Origin of the sequence: Microbacterium sp. NPDC089698 (assembly GCF_044749045.1) — a bacterium.
Taxonomy (GTDB): domain Bacteria; phylum Actinomycetota; class Actinomycetes; order Actinomycetales; family Microbacteriaceae; genus Microbacterium.
In genome coordinates this window covers 450,825-469,358 of sequence record NZ_JBIVHE010000001.1, presented here as the reverse complement: position 1 = coordinate 469,358, position 18,534 = coordinate 450,825, and the positions used below count along the sequence as shown (strand labels likewise).

The window sequence follows — 18,534 nt, the reverse complement described above, 5'->3', positions numbered from 1 at the left end:
CGCGGGATCCGTGCGGATCAGCGTGCTGCGCCCTTGAGGGAGCCGGTGGTCTGGCCGGCGGGGTCGCTCACGATGCACTGCACGAGGCGGTCGTTCATCGAGTCCCAGGTGTCCTTCGTCGGCGTCATGTAGGAGACGTCGAGCGAGGAGTCGTCGTAGGCGATGCCGATGAAGGTCGTGAACGCCTCGCCGGCGCACTTCTCCACCTCGGCGTCGATCGCGGCGGAGTCGTACTCGGCGCCGGCGAGCTTGAACTCGTAGAACACCTCTTCGTCGTGCGGCTTGTCGCAGGGCACCACGTCGGTCTCGCTGACCGTCGTGCCGCTGTCGCTCATCTTGCAGTCCCCGAGCTTGAGGTTGAAGATGCCGATGTTCGAGCTCGCCGTGACCTGGGACTTGTCGTCGCGAGGCGCATCGCCGCCTCCGCTGCCGAGCACGCTGTTGAGCACGCTGCAGCCGCTGAGTCCGGCGGCCAGGACCAGCGCGGCGCCGGCGACGGCGACGCCGCGGAGAAGTGCGCGGTCGTTCATGGGAATTCCCCCTCTAGAAGCTATGAATCCACGCAGAAAGCGGGACCGCTACGAACGTACCGGTGCAGGCGAGGAAATCTCAAACCTGCAAGAAAGTCGGTCTGTTCAGGGGGATTTCTGTTCCGAGTCGAAGTTTCGGGATCAGCCTTCGAGATCGTCCACGCCCGGCATCCAGCTGGCGCCGGGGCGGCCCCAGCCGCGCTTGCGGGCGATCTTCTGCACGGTCTTCCAGTCGCCGTCGCCGAGGCGATCGACATAGAGGATGCCGTCGAGGTGATCGAACTCGTGCTGCATGATGCGGGCGCGCCAGCCGTCGACCTCGATGCGTACGTCATCGCCGTTCAGATCGATGCCGGTCACGAGAACGCGCTCGGAGCGCCGCAGCGGGAACCGCTCACCGGGGAAGGAGAGGCAGCCCTCCGACTCGAGGTCGGGATCCGGGGAACCGGGCTCGAGGGGCGCCATCCACAGCACGGGGTTGATGATCTCTCCGCGCCAGGGGTTCTCGTCGTCATCGACATACGAGTAGACGTAGATCCGCAGGCCGACGCCCACCTGGGGGGCTGCGAGCCCGACGCCGGGAGCGACGTCCATGGTCTCGTGCATGTCCGCCACGAGGGTGCGGATCTCCTCGGTGATCTCGCCGACCGGGTCGGCGGGGGAATGCAGGACGGGGTCGCCCATGATGCGAATCGGAAGCACAGCCACGCGTCAACCCTAGTCGGCGCAAGACGACAGGTAGGCTCGAAGGGTGCTGGAGAACGTGACGCGGACCATAGGGGCGGCCGACGTCGGCGAACATCTCGCCGGGGTCTTCCAGAACCCCGGCCTGCTCCTGGGCATTCCGCTCGCCCTCGCGGGCGCGGTGTTCATGTCGCTCGGCGCGCAATATCAGCACCGCGGCGTGGAGAAGGTGGAGCGGCTCAGCGGATCCGATGCGGCCACGGGCCTCAGCTGGGTGCAGGTGCGCGGGCTGCTCACGCGTCCTTCGTGGATCGTCGGCACGCTCATGCTGGCCCTGGCCATCGTCTGCCAGCTCGCGGCGCTCACGAAGGCCCCGCTCATCGTGGTGCAGCCCCTGGGCGCGATCGCTCTCGTCATCACCACGCTGCTGAACGCCCGGGTGACCGGCATCACGCCGACCAAGCGCTCCCTCGTGTCGATCTTCGCGTGCGTCGGCGGCATCTTCATCTTCGTGCTGTTCGCGGCGCTGTTCGCGGTGGAGCGCGCGATCAGCGAGATCCAGCTGTTCACGATCCTCACGATCCTGCTGGTCGTGATCATCCTGCTCGGCGCGTGCTGGCTGATCCTGCGGCACCGCATGCGCGCCCTCTTCTACGTCACGGGCGCGGGCATCCTGTACGGCTTCGTGGCCACGCTCGCCAAGGCCGTGATCAACCGGATCCAGGCGGGGCAGTTCGACTGGCTGACGGCCGTGTGCGTCATCGCGCTGATCGCCGCGGGCGCCGCGGGCGCGTACTTCGTGCAGACCGCCTATGGATCGGGACCGCCCGACCTGGTGATCGCCGGCCTCACGGTGGTCGATCCGATGGTCGCGGTGCTGATCGGACTCCTCGTCCTCGAGGAGGGCGCGGCGGCGCCGGTGTGGGTGTTCGTCGCCTTCGGCATCTCCGGCGCGATCGCGGGCTGGGGCGTCGTCACGCTCGCCCGCTACCACCCGCAGGTCGTCAGCGAGAGCCAGGAGCTGCCGATCACGCGAGGCAGTTCCGGCGGCGTGCAGCCCTCGGCCGCTTATGCGGATCCCCGGCCTTCCTCGACCGAGACGCCTTCGGAGCCGTCAACGTCACCCGGGGTGCCGCCCGGGAACGTGCCGGAGTGGCCATCCAACGTCGCCCCGATCCGGCGAGAGGATCCGCCCCGCACCGGCGGCGACGCCGACGAGCGCGGGAACGGATCCGCGGGCGTCTGAACGGAGACCGGCTCCGGTCCCCGCTCAGACGGCGATCTCGATCAGTAGTCGACGTCGATGAGGTCGGGTGCGACCTCGGAGGCTGCCGCCTCGTCGACGAAGAACACCGTGCGCTTGCGGCCCTTGGCGCCCGCGGCCGGCACGTTCTCGTAGTTCGCTCCGGCCAGCGCGAGGCCGAGGGCCGAGGCCTTCTCGGCGCCGGTGAGCACGAGCCAGACCCGCTTGGAGGCGTTGATGACGGGGCGGGTCAGCGTGATCCGCTCCGGCGGGGGCTTGGGGGAATCGCGCACCGGCAGGACCGCCGCCTCGGTCGCGGTGATCTCGGGGCGGTCGGGGAACAGCGACGCGATGTGGCCGTCGGGCCCGACGCCCAGGAAGCACACGGCGAACGAGGGCCAGGCGCGCCCGCCGTCGCCGAAGCGCGCGAGCTCGGCCGCATAGGCCGCGGCGCCCTCGTCGAGGCTCAGACCCGCATCGCTCGCCGCCATCTCGTGCACATTCTCCGCGGGCACCGGGATCCGGTCGAGGAGCGCCTCCCGCGCCTGCCCAGCATTGCGATCGGGATCATCCGCAGGCACGAAGCGCTCGTCGCCCCACCAGAAGTGCACGAGCGACCAGTCCACCTGTGCCGCGCGTGCGTCCTCGGCGACGGCCCGCAGCACCGCGGATCCCATGCTGCCGCCGGTGAGCGCGACGTGGGCGATCCGGCCGTCCCTGATGCGCGCCTGCACGCGGACGAGGAAGCGGTCGGCGACGAGCCCGGCGAGGGACGCCGGATCCTCGCCGATGACGACCCGCTTGGCGGGGGAGTCTGCGGCCATCTCAGGCCACCGGCTCCGGGGCCTCGAGCAGCTCCCAGCCCTCGGTGATGACGCGACCGTACAGCACGTCGGGGTCGAGCCGGCGCAGCTCCTCGGCGAGGCACTCGCGCAGCGTCCGCCGCGGCAGGTGCAGCTCGTGGTCGGGCTGACCCGGCTGGGTGAGCACGGCGGAGCCGGGCACGGGACGCTCCAGCAGGATGTCGCCGTTCGCGCGGGTCAGGCGCACCGACTTGATGCCCTCCTGCCACACGTGCGGGCTCTCGTAGGCCCAGCGGACCGGAACGTCGAGGGCGAGGCGCAGCCAGCCGGCCAGCAGCGCGGTGGACGGCGAGGCGGCGGATCCGCGCACCTCGACCGCGGTGACCTCGTCGTACGGAGGCTGGTCGAGCACGGCCGCCAGCTGCTCGCGCCAGTGCGTGAGCCTGGTCCAGGCGAGGTCGGTGTCGCCGGGGACGTGCTTGTGGCCGAGCACCTCGAGCTGTGCGCGGACGTCGCGCGCCGTCGCGGCATCGGTGATGCGGCGCTGCGCGATGCGGCCCAGCGGCGAGGCGGCGGGCGCCTCCGGCGCCTCGCGCGGCCACCACACCACCACGGGGGCGTCGGGCAGCAGCAGGCCGGTGACCAGGCTCTCCTCGTTGCTCGCGGCGTCGCCGTAGGCATGCAGCACCACGACCTCGCTCGCGCCGGCGTCGCCGCCCACGCGGATCTGCGCGTCGAGGCGGGACTCGCCCTCGCTCGTGGTCAGCACGATGACGCGCATCGGGTGCTCGCGCGACGCGTCGTTCGCGGCGTCGATGGCCGATTCTGCGACGTCGTCGGTCGCGGCGATCACGAGCGTGAGCACGCGGCCGAGGGCGACGACGCCGCCCTCCTCGCGCGCCTTGACCAGGTTCTTCGCGACCTGGCTGGTGGTGGTGTCGGGCAGATCGATGATCACGGGCGCCTCCAGACACGTCCGTCGCGGGCGAGCAGGGCGTCGGCGGAGGCCGGACCCCAGGATCCGGGAGCGTACTGCTCCACGGGGCCGCCTTCCGCGGCCCAGTACTGCTCCACCGGGTCGAGGATCTTCCAGCTGAGCTCGACCTCCTCATGGCGCGGGAAGAGCGGCGGATCTCCGAGCAGGACGTCCAGGATGAGCCGCTCGTACGCCTCGGGGCTGGCCTCGGTGAAGGCGTGCCCGTAGCCGAAGTCCATCGTGACGTCGCGCACGTTGCTGCCGCTGCCCGGCACCTTCGAGCCGAAGCGGAGCGTCACTCCCTCGTCGGGCTGCACGCGGATGACCAGGGCGTTCTGCCCGAGCTCCGACGTCTGCCCGCTGCCGAACAGGTGCTCCGGGGCGCGCTTGAAGACGACCGCGATCTCGGTGACGCGGCGGCCCAGCCGCTTGCCGGTGCGGAGATAGAACGGCACATCGGCCCAGCGCCGCGTGTTGATCTCGAGCTTCACCGCGGCGTACGTCTCCGTGGTCGACTCGGGATCCATGCCGTCCTCGTCGAGGAAGCCGGTGACCTGCTCGCCGCCCTGCCAGCCGCCCGCGTACTGCCCGCGGGCGGTCGCGAGGGAGAGGTCGTCGGGCAGCGAGACCGCGGCCAGGACCTTCTCCTTCTCGGCCCGCAGGTGCTCGGCGGAGAGGCTGATCGGCTCCTCCATCGCGGTGAGCGCGAGCAGCTGCAGCAAGTGGTTCTGGATCACGTCGCGGGCCGCGCCGATGCCGTCGTAGTAGCCGGCGCGTCCTCCGACGCCGATGTCCTCGGCCATCGTGATCTGCACGTGGTCCACGTAGTTGCGGTTCCAGATCGGTTCGTACAGCTCGTTCGCGAAGCGCAGCGCGAGGATGTTCTGCACCGTCTCCTTGCCGAGGTAGTGATCGATGCGGAAGATCGAGTCGGCCGGGAAGGTCCCTTCGAGCGCGTCGTTCAGCGCCCGCGCCGAGGCCAGGTCGTGTCCGAACGGCTTCTCGATCACCACGCGGCGCCAGTGGTCCGCGTCTTCGTGCGCCTCGACGAGTCCGGAGTCGCGCAACTGCTGCGCGACGAGCGGGAACTGGTTCGGCGGGATCGACAGGTAGTACGCGTGGTTGCCCATGGTGCCGCGTTCGACGTCGAGCTTCTCGACGGTCTCCCGCAGGCGCCGGAACGCGTCAGGGTCGCCGAACTCGCCGGAGACGAACCGGATTCCCTGCAGCAGCTGCGCCCACGTCTCCTCACGGAACGGGGTGCGCGCGTGCTGCTTGACGGCGTCGTAGACGACCTGGGCGAAGTCCTGGTCCTCCCAGTCGCGGCGGGCGAAGCCGACCAGGGCGAACCCGGGGGGCAGCAGACCGCGGTTGGCGAGGTCGTAGACGGCGGGCATCAGCTTCTTGCGCGACAGGTCGCCGGTGACGCCGAAGATCACCAGGGCGCTGGGCCCTGCGATCCGGTTCAGCCGGCGGTCGTCGGGATCGCGGAGCGGGTTGCTGCCGCGGGAGACGGGAACAGTCATCGGTGGGGGATTCTCCTGAGTGCTCTCCGGGGCGCTTACTGCGCGGCCTCGAAGAGGTCCAGGACGTCGTCCTGGGGTTCGGTGATCGTGAGCGTGACGACGGGGCGGCCGTGCGCCGCGAGCACGCCCGCGTCGCCGGCGGCCTGCGCCTCGATGAGCTGGCCGAACGTGAACGGCCGGTCCGGGATCTCGACGTCCAGGTCCGTGCGCTCCAGGACCTGCAGGAACACGCCCTGCGCGGGACCGCCCTTGTGGTACTGGCCGGTCGAGTGCAGGAAACGCGGTCCCCAGCCGAACGTGGTCGGTCGGCCGGAGTCGGCGGCGACGAGCTCGCGGAGGCCCTGCAGCTGCGGCATCTCGAGGCGGTTCACGTACGCCTGGATCGAGACGTAGCCGTCATCCGGCAGCGTCTGCCACAGGGCGTCCAGGACGCCGGCGATCGTGCCGGAGAGGAGCAGCGAGGCGTCGGAGGCACGGACCTCGACACCGTCCTGGACGAAGGCGGCGGGTGCGGCCTCGGGACGCGCATCCAGCAGACCGCGGGCGGCGACCTTGGCCGATTCCACGTCGGGCTGGTCGAACGGGTTGATCCCGAGCAGGTACCCCGCGATCGCGGTGGCGTACTCCCACACCACGAACTGCGCGCCGAGCGTTCCGCTCACGAGGATCTCGCCGGGGTGACGCTCGCGAAGGTGGAATTCGTCGGCCTCGTCGACCAGGCGCACGAGCTGCAGATCCGCCGGCCGGTTCTCCACCTCGGGGGAGACGGGGAGCAGGACGACGGGAAGGATCCCCGTGCCCTCCTTGCCGGTGGATTCGGCGACGAGCTGCTCGATCCAGTCGGGCAGGCCCACGATGTGCGTGCCGTCCGTGATCAGTCCCAGCTTGTCGCGGCGCGGGCCGCCCGGTGTCTGCGCACTGGCGGCGATCGCCGCCCCGAGCAGCAGCGCCGGGTTCTCCGCCGAGTCGATCGCGACCTGCAGCAGCGTGGCCTCGGCCTCATCGAGGAGCTCGGAGATGTCGACGCCGGCAAGACCGGAGGGCACCAGGCCGAACGCGGTCAGCGCGGAGTACCGGCCGCCGACGTTCGGGTCGGCGTTGAACACCCGGTAGCCGGCGGCGCGCGCGGACGCGTCGAGCGGCGAGCCGGGATCGGTGACCACGACGATGCGCTCCACGGGGTCGATCCCGACATCGCGGAACGCCGCCTCGAAGGTGCGGCGCTGCGAATCCGTCTCGACGGTGGACCCCGACTTGGACGACACCACGAGCACGACGTCGGCGAGGCCGGCGTCGATCGCTGCCAGCACCTGGCCGGGTGAGGTCGAGTCGAGGATCGTGACGTCGATGCCCGCGGTCTGCGAGATGACCTCGGGAGCGAGGGAGGATCCGCCCATCCCCGCCAGGACGACGCGCGTGACGCCCTTGCCCGCGAGCTCCTCGCGCAGGGCGACGATCTCGGGCACGAGCGGTCGCGAGACCGAGACGGCGTCCACCCAGCCGAGACGGATGCCCGCCTCGGCCTCGGCGGCCTCGCCCCACACGGTCGGGTCGCCGCCGGTGATCCGGGACGCGATCAGCTCGCCGACCAGACGAGGAACGACCTCGTCGATCGCGGCCTTCGGCGCGCCCGACGTGTGGATCTCGAAGCTCACCGCTGGGCTTCCAGTCCTTCGCGGACCTGGGCGAGCAGGCCGTGCCAGGAGTCGATGAACTTCTCGACGCCCTCGTCCTCGAGCACCTGGGTCACGTCCGCGAAGTCCACGCCGACGGCCGCGAGTCCCGCGAACACCTCGCGGGACTCCTCGTACGCCCCGGTGACCGTGTCGCCGGTGACGACGCCGTGGTCGAAGGTCGCCTCGAGGGTCTTCTCGGGCATCGTGTTGACGACGTTCGCCGCGACGAGCTCGGTCACGTACAGCGTGTCCGGCAGGGCGGGGTCCTTGACGCCGGTGGACGCCCAGAGCGGCCGCTGACGGTTGGCGCCCGCGGCGAGCAGCGCAGCGGCGCGGTCTCCGGCGAACGTCTGCTCATACAGCTCGTAGGCGAGGCGCGCGTTCGCGAGGCCGGCCTTGCTCTTGAGCGCGACGGCCTCATCGGTGCCGATCGCGGCCAGGCGCTTGTCGGTCTCGGTGTCGACGCGCGAGACGAAGAACGAGGCGACCGAGTGGATCGTGGACAGGTCATGACCGGCGGCCTTGGCCTGCTCGAGGCCCGTGAGGTAGGCGTCGATGACCTCGGCGTAGCGCTCGAGGCTGAAGATCAGCGTGACGTTGATGCTGATCCCCTCGGCGATCGCGGCGGTGATCGCCGGAAGGCCGGCCTTCGTCGCGGGGATCTTCACGAGCAGGTTGGGGCGGTCGACCTTGGCCCAGAGCTCCTTGGCCTGGGCGGCCGTGCCGTCGGTGTCGTGGGCGAGGTCGGGGGAGACCTCGATCGAGACGCGGCCGTCGACGTGGCCGGTCTGCTCCCAGACGGGCCGGAAGACGTCGAGCGCGTCGCGGACGTCCTGGGTGGTCGCCTCGAAGATCGCCTCCTCGGCGCTCGCGCCGGACGCTGCGAGCTGCGCGACCTGGGCGTCGTAGGAGGTGTCGTCGGGGTTGGTGATCGCGTTCGCGAAGATCGTCGGGTTCGTGGTCACGCCGACGACGTTGCGGGTGGCGATGAGCTCGGCGAGGTTGCCGGAGGTGATCCGGGTGCGGGACAGGTCGTCCAGCCAGATGGAGACTCCGGCGGCGGCGAGTGCTGCGGTGGGGGTGGTCATGCGTTCTCCTCGAATCCGTGCTTATGCGGCCGCGTTCGCGGCGATGGTCTCGTGGGCCGCGGCGACGACGGCCTCGGCGGTGATGCCGAACTTCTGGAACAGCGTCTTGTGATCGGCGGAGGCACCGAAGTGGTCGATGCCGACCGAGCGTCCGGTCGAGCCGACGATGCCGTGCCAGGTCAGGGTGGATCCGGCCTCGACCGAGACGCGGGCCTTGACGCCGGAGGGCAGGACCGACTCGCGGTAGGCCTCGTCCTGCTCCGCGAACCATTCGAGCGACGGCGCAGAGACCACGCGGGCGTTGACGCCCTCTGCGGCCAGCGTCTCGCGCGCGGCGACGGCGAGCTGGACCTCGGAGCCGGTGGCGATGAGGATCACGTCGGGCGTGCCGTTCGGAGCCTCGGCCAGCACGTAGGCGCCCTTGACCGTGTTCGATGCGGCGGCGAAGGTGTCGCCTGACGCCGCGCCCGTGTCTCGTGCGAAGTTCGGCACGTTCTGGCGGGTCAGCGCGATCCCGGTGGGACCGCCGTGACGGCGCAGGATCTCGAGCCAGGCGGCGGCCGTCTCGTTGCCGTCCGCGGGGCGCACCACGGCGAGGTTGGGGATCGCGCGCAGCGAGGCGAGCTGCTCGATCGGCTGGTGGGTCGGGCCGTCCTCGCCGAGGGCGACGGAGTCGTGCGTCCAGACGAACACGCTCGGCACGTTCATGAGGGCGGCGAGGCGCACCGCGGGACGCATGTAGTCGCTGAAGATCAGGAAGGTGCCGCCGAACGGCCGAGTCGGGCCGTGCAGGACGATGCCGTTCAGGATCGAGCCCATGGCGTGCTCGCGGATGCCGAAGTGCAGCACGCGGCCGTACGGGTTGCCGTCCCAGTCGTGCGTGGACCAGGTCGCGGGGATGAAGGACTTCGCACCCGCGATCGTGGTGTTGTTGGATCCGGCCAGGTCGGCGGAGCCGCCCCACAGCTCGGGGAGCTCGGGAGCGAGCGCGTTGATGACCTTGCCGGACGCGGCGCGGGTCGCGAGCTCCGTGCCGGCCTCGAACACCGGCAGCACATCCTCGATGCCATCGGGGAGCTCGTGCGCCTCGAGGCGGTCGAGGAGGGCCTTGCGCTCCGGGTTGGCCGCGGCCCAGGCGTCGAAGCCCTCCTGCCAGACGGCGCGGCTCTCGGCCGCACGTGCGCCGAGCTCGCGGGTGTGCTCGATCACGGCGTCCTCGACGACGAAGGACTTCTCCGGGTCGAAGCCCAGGACGACCTTGGTCTCGGCGACCTCGTCCGCGCCGAGGGCGTTGCCGTGCACCGACTCCGTGCCCTTCTTGTTGGGCGCCGGCCAGCCGATGATCGTGTTCAGGATGATCAGCGACGGCTTGGAGGTCTCCGCCTTCGCCTGCTCGATCGCGTCGAAGAGCTCCTTCACGTCCTCGACGTAGGTGCCGGTGCGCACCCAGTCCACGTGCTGCACCTGCCAGCCGTAGGACTCGTAGCGCTCGCGCACCCCCTCGGTGAAGGCCACGTTCGTGTCGCCCTCGATCGAGATGCGGTTCGAGTCGTAGATCGCGATGAGGTTGCCGAGCTGCTGGTGGCCGGCGAGCGAGGACGCCTCGCTCGTCACGCCCTCCTGAAGGTCGCCGTCACCGGCGATCACGTAGACGTGGTGGTCGAAGGGGCTCGTGCCGGCGGCGGCATCCGGGTCGAACAGGCCGCGCTCGTAGCGGGAGGCGTAAGCGAACCCGACGGCGGAGGCCAGGCCCTGGCCGAGCGGCCCGGTCGTGATCTCGACCCCCTTGGTGTGCCCGTACTCGGGGTGGCCCGGGGTGAGCGATCCCCAGGTGCGGAGCGCCTCGAGATCCGTCAGCTCGAGGCCGAATCCGCCGAGGTAGAGCTGGATGTACTGCGTGAGCGAGGAGTGTCCCACCGAGAGGATGAACCGGTCGCGGCCGATCCAGTGGGTGTCCGCCGGGTCGTGGCGCAGGACGCGCTGGTAGAGCAGATAGGCCACCGGGGCCAGGCTCATGGCGGTTCCGGGATGGCCGTTGCCGACCTTCTGGACGGCGTCCGCCGCCAGAATCCGGGCGGTGTCCACCGCGCGCCGATCGATCTCATCCCACAGCAGTTCCGACACTCCAGAGCCCTTTCCAAGACAGTGAGTGCGCCCGGCTGTAGCGCGCAACCGCGACTTCACGGAGGCGTGGCACGTTGACGGGCGCGCGAGTGATTTCAGCATAGTGCGGTCGCATGCCGGCGTGGCCGGTCGGGGCGCTATGTTGCGCACGGTCGTCCGCGGTGCGCGGCGGCGCCGGAGCGGACGGGCCGGAGTCCGTCGTGGCGTAGGATGGACGCGTTCCCGTGTGCGCATGAAGGAGGCGGTCAGCATCGCGACCACCATCGAGTCCGTCGCCGCCGAGCGCTCTCTGAAGCGGACCATCAAGGCCTATGTCGAGCTGACCAAGCCGCGTGTGCTCGAGCTCCTGCTCGTCTCCACCGTGCCCGTCATGTTCCTCGCGCAGCACGGTCTGCCGAACCTCTGGCTGGTGGCGGCGACCGTCATCGGCGGGTCGATGAGCGCCGGATCCGCGGCGTCGTTCAACATGTACATCGATCGCGACATCGACGCGCACATGCACCGCACCGAGAAGCGCCCGCTCGTGACCGGCGAGGTCTCGCCGCGCGGCGCGCTGATCTTCTCCTGGGTGCTCGCCGTGCTCTCGACCGTCTGGCTGTGGCTGACCACCAACTGGGTCGCCGCCGCGCTGTCGGCCGCCGCGATCTTCTTCTACGTGGTCATCTACACGCTCATCCTCAAGCGCCGCACCGAGCAGAACATCATCTGGGGCGGCATCGCAGGGTGCTTCCCGGTGCTGATCGGCTGGGCGGCCGTCACCGGCTCTCTGGACTGGCCGGCCTTCGTGCTCTTCGTGCTGGTCTTCCTCTGGACGCCGGCGCACTACTGGCCGCTGTCGATGAAGTACAAGGACGACTACGACGACGTGGACGTGCCCATGCTCGGCGTCACCCGCTCCGCGTCCCAGGTCGGGCTGCAGGTCATCCTGTACGCCTGGGCGACGCTGGCCTGCTCGCTGCTGCTCATCCCCGTCGCGGGCATGGGCCTGGTCTACACGGTGTCCGCGCTGGTCTTCGGCGGCTGGTTCGTGTACGAGTCCCACCGGCTGTACTCGCAGGCGGTGAAGGGCGCATCGGCCAAGCCGATGCGCGTCTTCCACGCCTCCATCACCTACTTGACGTTGATCTTCGTCGCCGTCGCGGTCGACCCGCTGCTTCCGTTCTGAGCCTCCTCGGCCGGCGCGTCGTCGGTCTGAGTCTCGGCACGGTCCTGCTGCTCCTGCTCGATCTCGTGCGGCGCGGCCGGAGCGTCGAGGGCTCCCTCCGGATCGGCATCCTGCTCGAGTTCGTCGAAGGCGAGCGGGGCGAGGTCCACCGGCTTCGCCGTGGCGGCGCCGAGCAGCGAGGAGACGACCGCCAGCGCGAGCGAGAGCAGCACTCCGAGCGCTCCGGCTCCGAGCAGGGCCGCTCCGAGCACGATCCAGGACTGTCCGCCGTAGACCTCGAGTCCTGTCGCGCTGCCGTCCTTGAGGGTCGCGGTCATGGTGCCGAGATGGTCGAGGACGATGAGCAGGCCGGCGGCCACGAGGGCGATCGAGGCGGCGAGGAGGATCCAGAACGGGATGCTTCGGTTCAGTACGCGTGTCATCGTTCCAGCCTCACCGGGGAACTCGTGCGTCCGATCTGCGTCGCCTATGAGGCCGGTATGTGTCCGCCACGGTCGCGGGCGCTCCTGTCGGGGCGTCGCGGGAGGTGTCGCGCCGGGGGAGAGGTCCCGGCACCCGGGCACCGGGACCGGCATCCCCAGCACGCCGGGTGCGGATCCGTCCCTGATCCGGAGCACCCTGATAGCGTCCAGATGTCATTCCAACTGACCTGATCAGGACGGCGCAAGGTCCGGTTCGTGCGCTGTCCGCAAGAGGACACATCATGACCGATGACGATCTGCTGGATCTTCTCCTGCGCGAGCGCCTCCTCGACGTGGAGGCCGTCGTCGCACGGTCCGGTCTCGAGCCCGACGCGGCGCGCGCGAGCCTGGGACGCCTCGCGGACGAGGGCAGCCTGTCGCTGCAGGACGGCGTGATCCTGCTCAACCCGCCCGTGCATGCCGCGGCGATCGCGATCGAGCGGATGCTGCAGTCGGAGCGCGCGGAGGCGCTGGCTCGCAGCGAGCGGCTCGCCGCGGTCGTGGACGCGGTCGCGCGCCGCACCTCGTCATGGAACTTCGGCGAGGCGGTGGCCCAGGATCGGCTCTCGCTGCAGAGTGCGCACGGACCGCATGCGGCGGAGGATCTGTGGTTCGCCGTGCAGGCGTCACGGGTCGGATCCGGCGGCCGGGTGCGCGCCGTGCTCACGGACCTCGATCGCTACCGCTCGAGCAGTCCGGAGCGGAGCAGAGCCTTCGCCCGCGCGATGTCGACGTACACGTCGGTGCAGGCGATCATCCCCGCGATGCCGCTGGACGAGCGGCTGATGACCATGGTGCGCGCGTTCGCGGATTCCGGCGTGGAGTTCCGGATGCTGCCGGATCCGCCGAGCTGGTTCTGGGTGGACGATCTGGACGTCACGGGCGTGCCGCTCGCGTGGGGCGACACGGCGCCGCAGAGCGTGCTGGCGGTCGCGAGCCCCGTGATCGCCGGGATCGCGAAGGCCTACTTCGCGGAGCTGTGGCAGCAGGCCAGTCCGGTCGAGAAGGATCCGGGCGGCTACGGCCAGCTGCTGCATCGCATGCGTCGCGGAATGACCCTGGATGCAGCTTCGCGCTCGCTCGGGATCACACCGCGCACCGGACGGCGCAGGATCGCCGCCGCGATGGACCGCTACGGCGTCGCCACGCTGTTCGCGCTCGGGGTCGCCTGGGCGCAGGACGGCAGTCCGGGCTCCGAGCGATCGGGCGGTTGAGGGGCGAAGGTCAGCCGCGCGTCGCCGCCGTGGCGGCGCCGGCGTCGTCGGTGCCGGCGGTCGAGGGCCAGGTCGCGGCCGCCGGGCGCTTCAGCCGCAGCACGAGGGCCGTGCACGCGGCGACGAGGATCGCGGCGAGGACCATGTGCACGCCGACCGCGAGCGGGGGCAGTGCGTTGCGCGCCTGGTAGAGGCCGACGGCGATCTGCACGAGCTCGATCGCGAGCAGGGCGATCACCGCGTTGCGGATCGCGGTGAGGGAGTTCGCGAGTGCGATCACGAGCAGCGTCAGGGTGAGCGCGAACAGCGCGTATGCCGGCCAGGAGTGCACATGCTCCAGGATCGTCGCGTCGAAGCCGTTGCGCAGGGTGACCGCGGGGTCGCCGGAGTGCGGGCCCGCACCCGTGGTGAGCACGCCGAAGATCACGGTGAGGGCCAGGACGAAGGAGGTGATGTGCACCAGGATCGCGACGCCCTTGGGCACGGCGCGCTCCCGGGGTCCTCGACGCTGTCCCATGCGCACCACGAAGGCCGCCGACACCGCGACGAGCACGAGCGAGACGAGGTAGTGGAAGGCGACCATGTTCGGGTGCAGCTGGAAGATCACCAGGATCCCGCCGACCACGGCCTGCGCGAGCACGCCGGCGAAGATGATCCAGGACATGACCCAGAGGTCGCGGCGCTCGGCCCTGAAGCGCGAGATCAGCACGATCACCGCGATCGCCGCGAGGCCCACGAAGAAGCTGAGGCCGCGGTTGCCGAACTCGATCAGGGAGTGGTAGCTCTGCGCCGCGGTGGGGAACAGCGAGTCGGGCGTGCACAGCGGCCACTCGCAGCCGAGGCCGGAATCGGTGAGCCGCACGGCGCCTCCGGTGCCGACGATCGCCACCTCGAGGACGAGCGAGATCCAGGCCGCGATCCGCACGCGGAGGTCCACGCGATCCGGGAGCCAATCATGGACCCGGCCCAGGAATCCGGAGCGGGTGCGGGGGGCGGGCTGGGGTGCGATCTCGGGCATGGCTCCTCCGGAACCCTTCCGGCGGGCGCACTGCGGCCCGGATGTCGGAGGGAACCTGTAGAATCTCAGGTGTTGGCGATGGTCGCAGGAGCGCGGAACGCGCATGGCGATGCCATCGACAACACAGTTTAGGCGCGAATGCTTTGCGTCCATGATGAGGGCCCAGAAGCGGCACCCGTTCCCTGCAGACTCGACGGGACCGACGGTGTGCCGGGGCGGATGAACCGTTACGGCCCAAGAGGAGAGTGTGATGTCGGATGTGCTGATCGACCGCCCGGAGCTGGATGGTCTGGGGGTGTACGAGTTCGGCTGGCACGACACGGATGCCGCCGGCGCGACCGCACGACGCGGTCTTTCCGAAGACGTGGTGCGGGGCATCTCGGCGCTCAAGAGCGAACCGGAATGGATGCTGAAGACCCGTCTGAAGGGCCTTCAGCTCTTCGGTCGCAAGCCGATGCCGACCTGGGGCGCCGACCTCAGTGAGATCGACTTCGACAACATCAAGTACTTCGTGCGCTCCACCGAGAAGCAGGCGCAGAGCTGGGAGGATCTCCCGGAGGACATCCGCGAGACCTATGAGCGTCTCGGCATCCCCGAGGCCGAGCGTCAGCGCCTCGTCGCCGGCGTGGCGGCGCAGTACGAGTCCGAGGTCGTCTACCACCAGATCCGTGAGGATCTGGAGGCGCAGGGCGTCATCTTCATGGACACCGACACGGCGCTGCGCGAGCACCCCGAGTTCTTCGAGGAGTACTTCGGCACGGTGATCCCGGCCGGTGACAACAAGTTCGCCGCGCTCAACACGGCGGTCTGGTCGGGCGGATCCTTCGTCTACGTCCCCAAGGGCGTTCACGTGGAGATCCCGCTGCAGGCCTACTTCCGGATCAACACCGAGAACATGGGTCAGTTCGAGCGCACGCTGATCATCGCCGACGAGGACAGCTACGTCCACTACATCGAGGGCTGCACCGCGCCGATCTACAAGAGCGACTCGCTGCACTCGGCCGTGGTCGAGATCATCGTCAAGAAGAACGCCCGCGTGCGCTACACGACGATCCAGAACTGGTCGAACAACGTCTACAACCTGGTCACCAAGCGCGCGGTCGCGCACGAGGGCGCGACCATGGAGTGGGTCGACGGCAACATCGGCTCCAAGGTGACGATGAAGTACCCGTCGATCTACCTGATGGGCGAGCACGCGAAGGGCGAGACCCTCTCCGTGGCCTTCGCCGGTCCCGGACAGCACCAGGACGCCGGCGCGAAGATGATCCACATGGCGCCCTACACGCAGTCGTCGATCGTGTCGAAGTCCATCGCCCGAGGCGGCGGGCGCGCCGGCTACCGCGGCGAGGTCAGGGTGGACGCGAACGCGCACCACTCCGCCAACACCGTGCGCTGCGACGCGCTGCTCGTGGACACGAAGTCCCGCAGCGACACCTACCCCGCCATCGACATCCGCGTCGACGACGTGCAGCTCGGCCACGAGGCCACGGTCTCGAAGGTCAGCGAGGAGCAGCTCTTCTACCTGCAGTCCCGCGGCATGCCCGAGGACGAGGCGATGGCGATGATCGTGCGCGGCTTCATCGAGCCGATCGCACGCGAGCTGCCCATGGAGTACGCGATGGAACTGAACAAGCTCATCGAGATGGGCATGGAAGGATCGGTCGGCTGAGATGACGGCCCCCACTGCCGCGCCCGCGGAGGCGCAGGACACGCACGCCCACATCGACCCCGCGGCCCAGCTCGTGGCTGCGGAGAAGACCGTTCCGGTGCAGACCCGGTCGGAGCGCCCGCACTCGTACGACCCCGCCGACTTCGGCGCGCCGACGGGGCGCGAGGTCAACTGGAAGCACACGCCCGTCGCGCAGCTCGCCGGCCTGCTGGCCGATGAGCCCGGCGACGACGTCGCTCTGTCGATCGACCTCGACGACGTCGAGGCCTTCCTCGTCCCCGACGAGGCCGACGCCTACGGCGAGTTCTTCCGTCCCGAGGATCTGCCGAGCGCCCTCGCGTGGAAGCACGCGCGTCGCGGCCTGCACCTGCGGATTCCGCAGGAAGACGAGATCGACGCGCCGATCGTGCTCCGCATCGACGGCACGGACGCGGGCAAGCGCGCGTTCGGCCAGATCCTCATCGAGGCGATGCCGAACTCCCGGGCCACGGTCGTGCTCGACCACCACGGCTCCGCCCAGTACGCGCAGAACGTCGAGGTCATCGCCCGCGACGGCTCCCGCCTCACCGTGGTCAGCGTGCAGCGCTGGGCCGATGACGCGATCCACGCGTCGTCCCACCAGGCCCGCGTCGACCGCGACGCCTCGCTCACGCACTTCGTCGTGAGCTTCGGCGGCGGTGTCGTGCGGGTGAACCCGAACGTGGAGCTCGCCGGAGCAGGATCCGAGGCCCGCCTGTACGGCCTGTCGTACGCGGATGCGGGCCAGCACCTGGAGAGCCAGGTGTACCTGCATCACAAGGGCCCGCACACGGTCGGCGACGTCCTGTACAAGGGCGCGCTGCAGGGCGAGGGCGCGCACAGCGTCTGGATCGGCGACGTGCTGATCGGCCCGGCCGCGACCGGCACCGACTCGTACGAGGCGAATCGCAACCTGGTGCTCACCGAGGGCGCGCGCGCCGACTCGATCCCGAACCTCGAGATCGAGACCGGCGACATCCTCGGCGCGGGCCATGCCAGCGCGACCGGACGCTTCGACGATGAGCAGCTCTTCTACCTGCAGGCGCGGGGGATCACCGAGGAGGAGGCTCGCCGCCTCGTCGTCCTGGGCTTCCTCAGCGACATCGTGCAGCGCCTCGGCGTGCCCTCCCTGGAGGAGGAGCTGCTCGCCGCGATCGAGCTCGAGCTGCAGGCGGTGAACGCGTGACCGCCCAGCGGGCCTGCGCCGTGAGCGACCTGCAGGAGGACACTCCGCTGCGCGTCGAGCTGGACGGCGTGCCGATCGCTGTCGTGCTCGACTCCGAGGGCGACATCCACGCGATCGGCGACACCTGCACGCACGGCGACATCTCGCTGTCGGAAGGGTTCGTCGAGGGCACGACGCTGGAGTGCTGGGCGCACGGCTCCGCGTTCTCGCTGTGCTCGGGCAAGCCCCTGAACCTCCCGGCCTACGAGCCGGTCCCGGTGTACGTCACGGAGATCGTCGGAGACGACCTCATGATCGACCCCACCGTCACGAAGGACGTCAGCGGCCTCTGAGCCCGGCATCCGCACACGAAGCTTCACGAATACGAAGGAACCATCCATGACTGTCCTGGAGATCAAGGACCTGCACGTCACCGTCGAGACCGAGGCGGGCACCACGCCGATCCTCAACGGCATCACCCTCACCATGCGCACGGGCGAGACCCACGCGATCATGGGCCCGAACGGCTCCGGCAAGTCGACGCTGGCGTACACGATCGCCGGTCACCCGAAGTACACCGTCACGGGCGGATCGATCACGCTCGACGGCGAGGACGTCCTCGCCATGAGCGTCGACGAGCGGGCCCGCGCGGGTCTCTTCCTCGCGATGCAGTACCCGGTCGAGATCCCCGGCGTCACCGTCACCAACTTCCTGCGCACCGCGAAGACCGCGCTGGACGGCGAGGCGCCCTCGATCCGCCAGTGGACCAAGGACGTCAAGGAGTCCATGGCGAACCTGCGCATGGACCCGAAGTTCGCGCAGCGCAACGTCAACGAGGGCTTCTCGGGCGGCGAGAAGAAGCGCCACGAGATCCTTCAGCTCGAGGTGCTCAAGCCGAAGATCGCGGTGCTCGACGAGACCGACTCCGGCCTCGACGTCGACGCGCTGAAGATCGTCTCCGAGGGCGTCAACCGCGCCAAGGAGCACACGAACCTCGGCGTGCTGCTGATCACGCACTACACGCGTATCTTGCGCTACATCCGCCCCGACTTCGTGCACGTGGTCGTCGCCGGCAAGATCGTGGAAGAGGGCGGCGCGGAGCTCGCCGACCGTCTCGAGGACGAGGGCTACGACCGCTTCCTCGACCCCGCCGCTCCCATCGAAGCGTAGGCTG

The 18,534-nt window shown here is 69.8% G+C and carries 17 protein-coding genes; 7 read left to right on the top strand and 10 right to left on the bottom strand.

What is annotated here, in order from left to right; translation table 11 throughout:
• Positions 1-17: 17 nt before the first annotated feature.
• Both ACIPY5_RS02245 and def read right to left on the bottom strand, forming a co-directional pair.
• On the bottom strand, positions 18-530 hold the full coding sequence (locus tag ACIPY5_RS02245; protein WP_309341520.1) for a septum formation family protein: 513 nt from the start codon (positions 528-530) through the stop codon (positions 18-20).
• A 141-nt stretch (positions 531-671) separates the two neighbouring features.
• Positions 672-1,238 (bottom strand): peptide deformylase, encoded by a 567-nt coding sequence (def, locus tag ACIPY5_RS02240; protein WP_400966158.1) that lies wholly within the window; start codon positions 1,236-1,238, stop codon positions 672-674.
• A gap of 163 nt (positions 1,239-1,401) precedes the next feature.
• Here def and ACIPY5_RS02235 point away from each other — a divergent pair, with 163 nt between their 5' ends.
• A complete protein-coding gene (locus ACIPY5_RS02235) occupies positions 1,402-2,460 on the top strand; it encodes a multidrug DMT transporter permease (protein WP_400968448.1) in 1,059 nt (352 codons plus the stop codon).
• Between the two features lie 41 nt (positions 2,461-2,501).
• Here the strand turns inward: ACIPY5_RS02235 and pgl are convergent, their stop codons facing one another.
• The 6 genes from pgl to tkt are packed head-to-tail and all read right to left on the bottom strand — an operon-like array spanning position 2,502 to position 10,650.
• The gene (gene pgl / locus ACIPY5_RS02230; protein WP_400966155.1) at positions 2,502-3,281 is read right to left on the bottom strand and encodes a 6-phosphogluconolactonase; all 780 of its coding nucleotides are present in this window, start codon (positions 3,279-3,281) and stop codon (positions 2,502-2,504) included.
• A 1-nt stretch (position 3,282) separates the two neighbouring features.
• Positions 3,283-4,218 carry a glucose-6-phosphate dehydrogenase assembly protein OpcA gene (locus tag ACIPY5_RS02225; protein ID WP_400966152.1) on the bottom strand — a complete coding sequence of 312 codons (936 nt, stop codon included), beginning with the start codon at positions 4,216-4,218 and terminating at the stop codon, positions 3,283-3,285.
• The gene (zwf, locus tag ACIPY5_RS02220; RefSeq protein ID WP_400966150.1) at positions 4,215-5,762 is read right to left on the bottom strand and encodes a glucose-6-phosphate dehydrogenase; all 1,548 of its coding nucleotides are present in this window, start codon (positions 5,760-5,762) and stop codon (positions 4,215-4,217) included. Before zwf ends, ACIPY5_RS02225 begins: the two co-directional genes overlap by 4 nt.
• A gap of 35 nt (positions 5,763-5,797) precedes the next feature.
• Positions 5,798-7,417: a glucose-6-phosphate isomerase gene (locus tag ACIPY5_RS02215; RefSeq protein ID WP_400966149.1), complete on the bottom strand. Its 1,620-nt coding sequence runs from the start codon at positions 7,415-7,417 to the stop codon at positions 5,798-5,800.
• Positions 7,414-8,526 (bottom strand): transaldolase, encoded by a 1,113-nt coding sequence (gene tal / locus ACIPY5_RS02210; RefSeq protein ID WP_309338363.1) that lies wholly within the window; start codon positions 8,524-8,526, stop codon positions 7,414-7,416. The genes ACIPY5_RS02215 and tal overlap by 4 nt, the downstream gene beginning before the upstream one ends.
• Before the next feature lie 21 nt (positions 8,527-8,547).
• Positions 8,548-10,650: a transketolase gene (gene tkt, locus ACIPY5_RS02205; RefSeq protein ID WP_400966144.1), complete on the bottom strand. Its 2,103-nt coding sequence runs from the start codon at positions 10,648-10,650 to the stop codon at positions 8,548-8,550.
• A 232-nt stretch (positions 10,651-10,882) separates the two neighbouring features.
• On the opposite strand from tkt, the gene ACIPY5_RS02200 reads away from it, so the two are divergent.
• Positions 10,883-11,815: a heme o synthase gene (locus tag ACIPY5_RS02200; RefSeq protein WP_309338376.1), complete on the top strand. Its 933-nt coding sequence runs from the start codon at positions 10,883-10,885 to the stop codon at positions 11,813-11,815.
• Here the strand turns inward: ACIPY5_RS02200 and ACIPY5_RS02195 are convergent.
• Complete coding sequence (locus tag ACIPY5_RS02195) at positions 11,761-12,237, bottom strand: hypothetical protein (RefSeq protein WP_400966140.1); 477 nt, start codon at positions 12,235-12,237, stop codon at positions 11,761-11,763. The genes ACIPY5_RS02200 and ACIPY5_RS02195 overlap by 55 nt on opposite strands.
• Before the next feature lie 281 nt (positions 12,238-12,518).
• Here ACIPY5_RS02195 and ACIPY5_RS02190 point away from each other — a divergent pair, with 281 nt between their 5' ends.
• Positions 12,519-13,490 (top strand): hypothetical protein, encoded by a 972-nt coding sequence (locus ACIPY5_RS02190; protein WP_309338355.1) that lies wholly within the window; start codon positions 12,519-12,521, stop codon positions 13,488-13,490.
• A 10-nt stretch (positions 13,491-13,500) separates the two neighbouring features.
• On the opposite strand, the gene ACIPY5_RS02185 is transcribed toward ACIPY5_RS02190, so the two are convergent.
• Positions 13,501-14,508, bottom strand: a complete 1,008-nt coding sequence (locus ACIPY5_RS02185; RefSeq protein WP_400966137.1) for a heme A synthase — start codon at positions 14,506-14,508, stop codon at positions 13,501-13,503.
• A gap of 250 nt (positions 14,509-14,758) precedes the next feature.
• Between ACIPY5_RS02185 and sufB the strand changes: the two genes are divergently transcribed.
• The 4 genes from sufB to sufC are packed head-to-tail and all read left to right on the top strand — an operon-like array spanning position 14,759 to position 18,530.
• Entirely contained in the window at positions 14,759-16,177 is a 1,419-nt protein-coding gene (gene sufB / locus ACIPY5_RS02180) for a Fe-S cluster assembly protein SufB (protein ID WP_105687815.1), read from the top strand.
• A gap of 1 nt (position 16,178) precedes the next feature.
• Positions 16,179-17,381, top strand: a complete 1,203-nt coding sequence (sufD, locus tag ACIPY5_RS02175) for a Fe-S cluster assembly protein SufD (protein ID WP_400966133.1) — start codon at positions 16,179-16,181, stop codon at positions 17,379-17,381.
• A complete protein-coding gene (locus ACIPY5_RS02170) occupies positions 17,378-17,713 on the top strand; it encodes a non-heme iron oxygenase ferredoxin subunit (RefSeq protein ID WP_400966131.1) in 336 nt (111 codons plus the stop codon). Before sufD ends, ACIPY5_RS02170 begins: the two co-directional genes overlap by 4 nt.
• Before the next feature lie 46 nt (positions 17,714-17,759).
• The gene (sufC, locus tag ACIPY5_RS02165) at positions 17,760-18,530 is read left to right on the top strand and encodes a Fe-S cluster assembly ATPase SufC (RefSeq protein ID WP_309338343.1); all 771 of its coding nucleotides are present in this window, start codon (positions 17,760-17,762) and stop codon (positions 18,528-18,530) included.
• The last annotated feature ends 4 nt before the right edge of the window (positions 18,531-18,534 follow it).

What these genes read in the sequence shown, in the direction of transcription:
- ACIPY5_RS02190 (WP_309338355.1), top strand. Translation starts at nt 12,519, where the DNA reads ATGACCGATGACGATCTGCTGGATCTTCTCCTGCGCGAGCGCCTCCTC.
- pgl (WP_400966155.1), bottom strand. Translation starts at nt 3,281, where the DNA reads ATGGCCGCAGACTCCCCCGCCAAGCGGGTCGTCATCGGCGAGGATCCG.
- zwf (WP_400966150.1), bottom strand. Translation starts at nt 5,762, where the DNA reads ATGACTGTTCCCGTCTCCCGCGGCAGCAACCCGCTCCGCGATCCCGAC.
- ACIPY5_RS02200 (WP_309338376.1), top strand. Translation starts at nt 10,883, where the DNA reads ATGAAGGAGGCGGTCAGCATCGCGACCACCATCGAGTCCGTCGCCGCC.
- sufB (WP_105687815.1), top strand. Translation starts at nt 14,759, where the DNA reads ATGTCGGATGTGCTGATCGACCGCCCGGAGCTGGATGGTCTGGGGGTG.
- ACIPY5_RS02235 (WP_400968448.1), top strand. Translation starts at nt 1,402, where the DNA reads ATGTCGCTCGGCGCGCAATATCAGCACCGCGGCGTGGAGAAGGTGGAG.
- ACIPY5_RS02245 (WP_309341520.1), bottom strand. Translation starts at nt 530, where the DNA reads ATGAACGACCGCGCACTTCTCCGCGGCGTCGCCGTCGCCGGCGCCGCG.
- tal (WP_309338363.1), bottom strand. Translation starts at nt 8,526, where the DNA reads ATGACCACCCCCACCGCAGCACTCGCCGCCGCCGGAGTCTCCATCTGG.
- sufC (WP_309338343.1), top strand. Translation starts at nt 17,760, where the DNA reads ATGACTGTCCTGGAGATCAAGGACCTGCACGTCACCGTCGAGACCGAG.
- sufD (WP_400966133.1), top strand. Translation starts at nt 16,179, where the DNA reads ATGACGGCCCCCACTGCCGCGCCCGCGGAGGCGCAGGACACGCACGCC.
- ACIPY5_RS02195 (WP_400966140.1), bottom strand. Translation starts at nt 12,237, where the DNA reads ATGACACGCGTACTGAACCGAAGCATCCCGTTCTGGATCCTCCTCGCC.
- ACIPY5_RS02185 (WP_400966137.1), bottom strand. Translation starts at nt 14,508, where the DNA reads ATGCCCGAGATCGCACCCCAGCCCGCCCCCCGCACCCGCTCCGGATTC.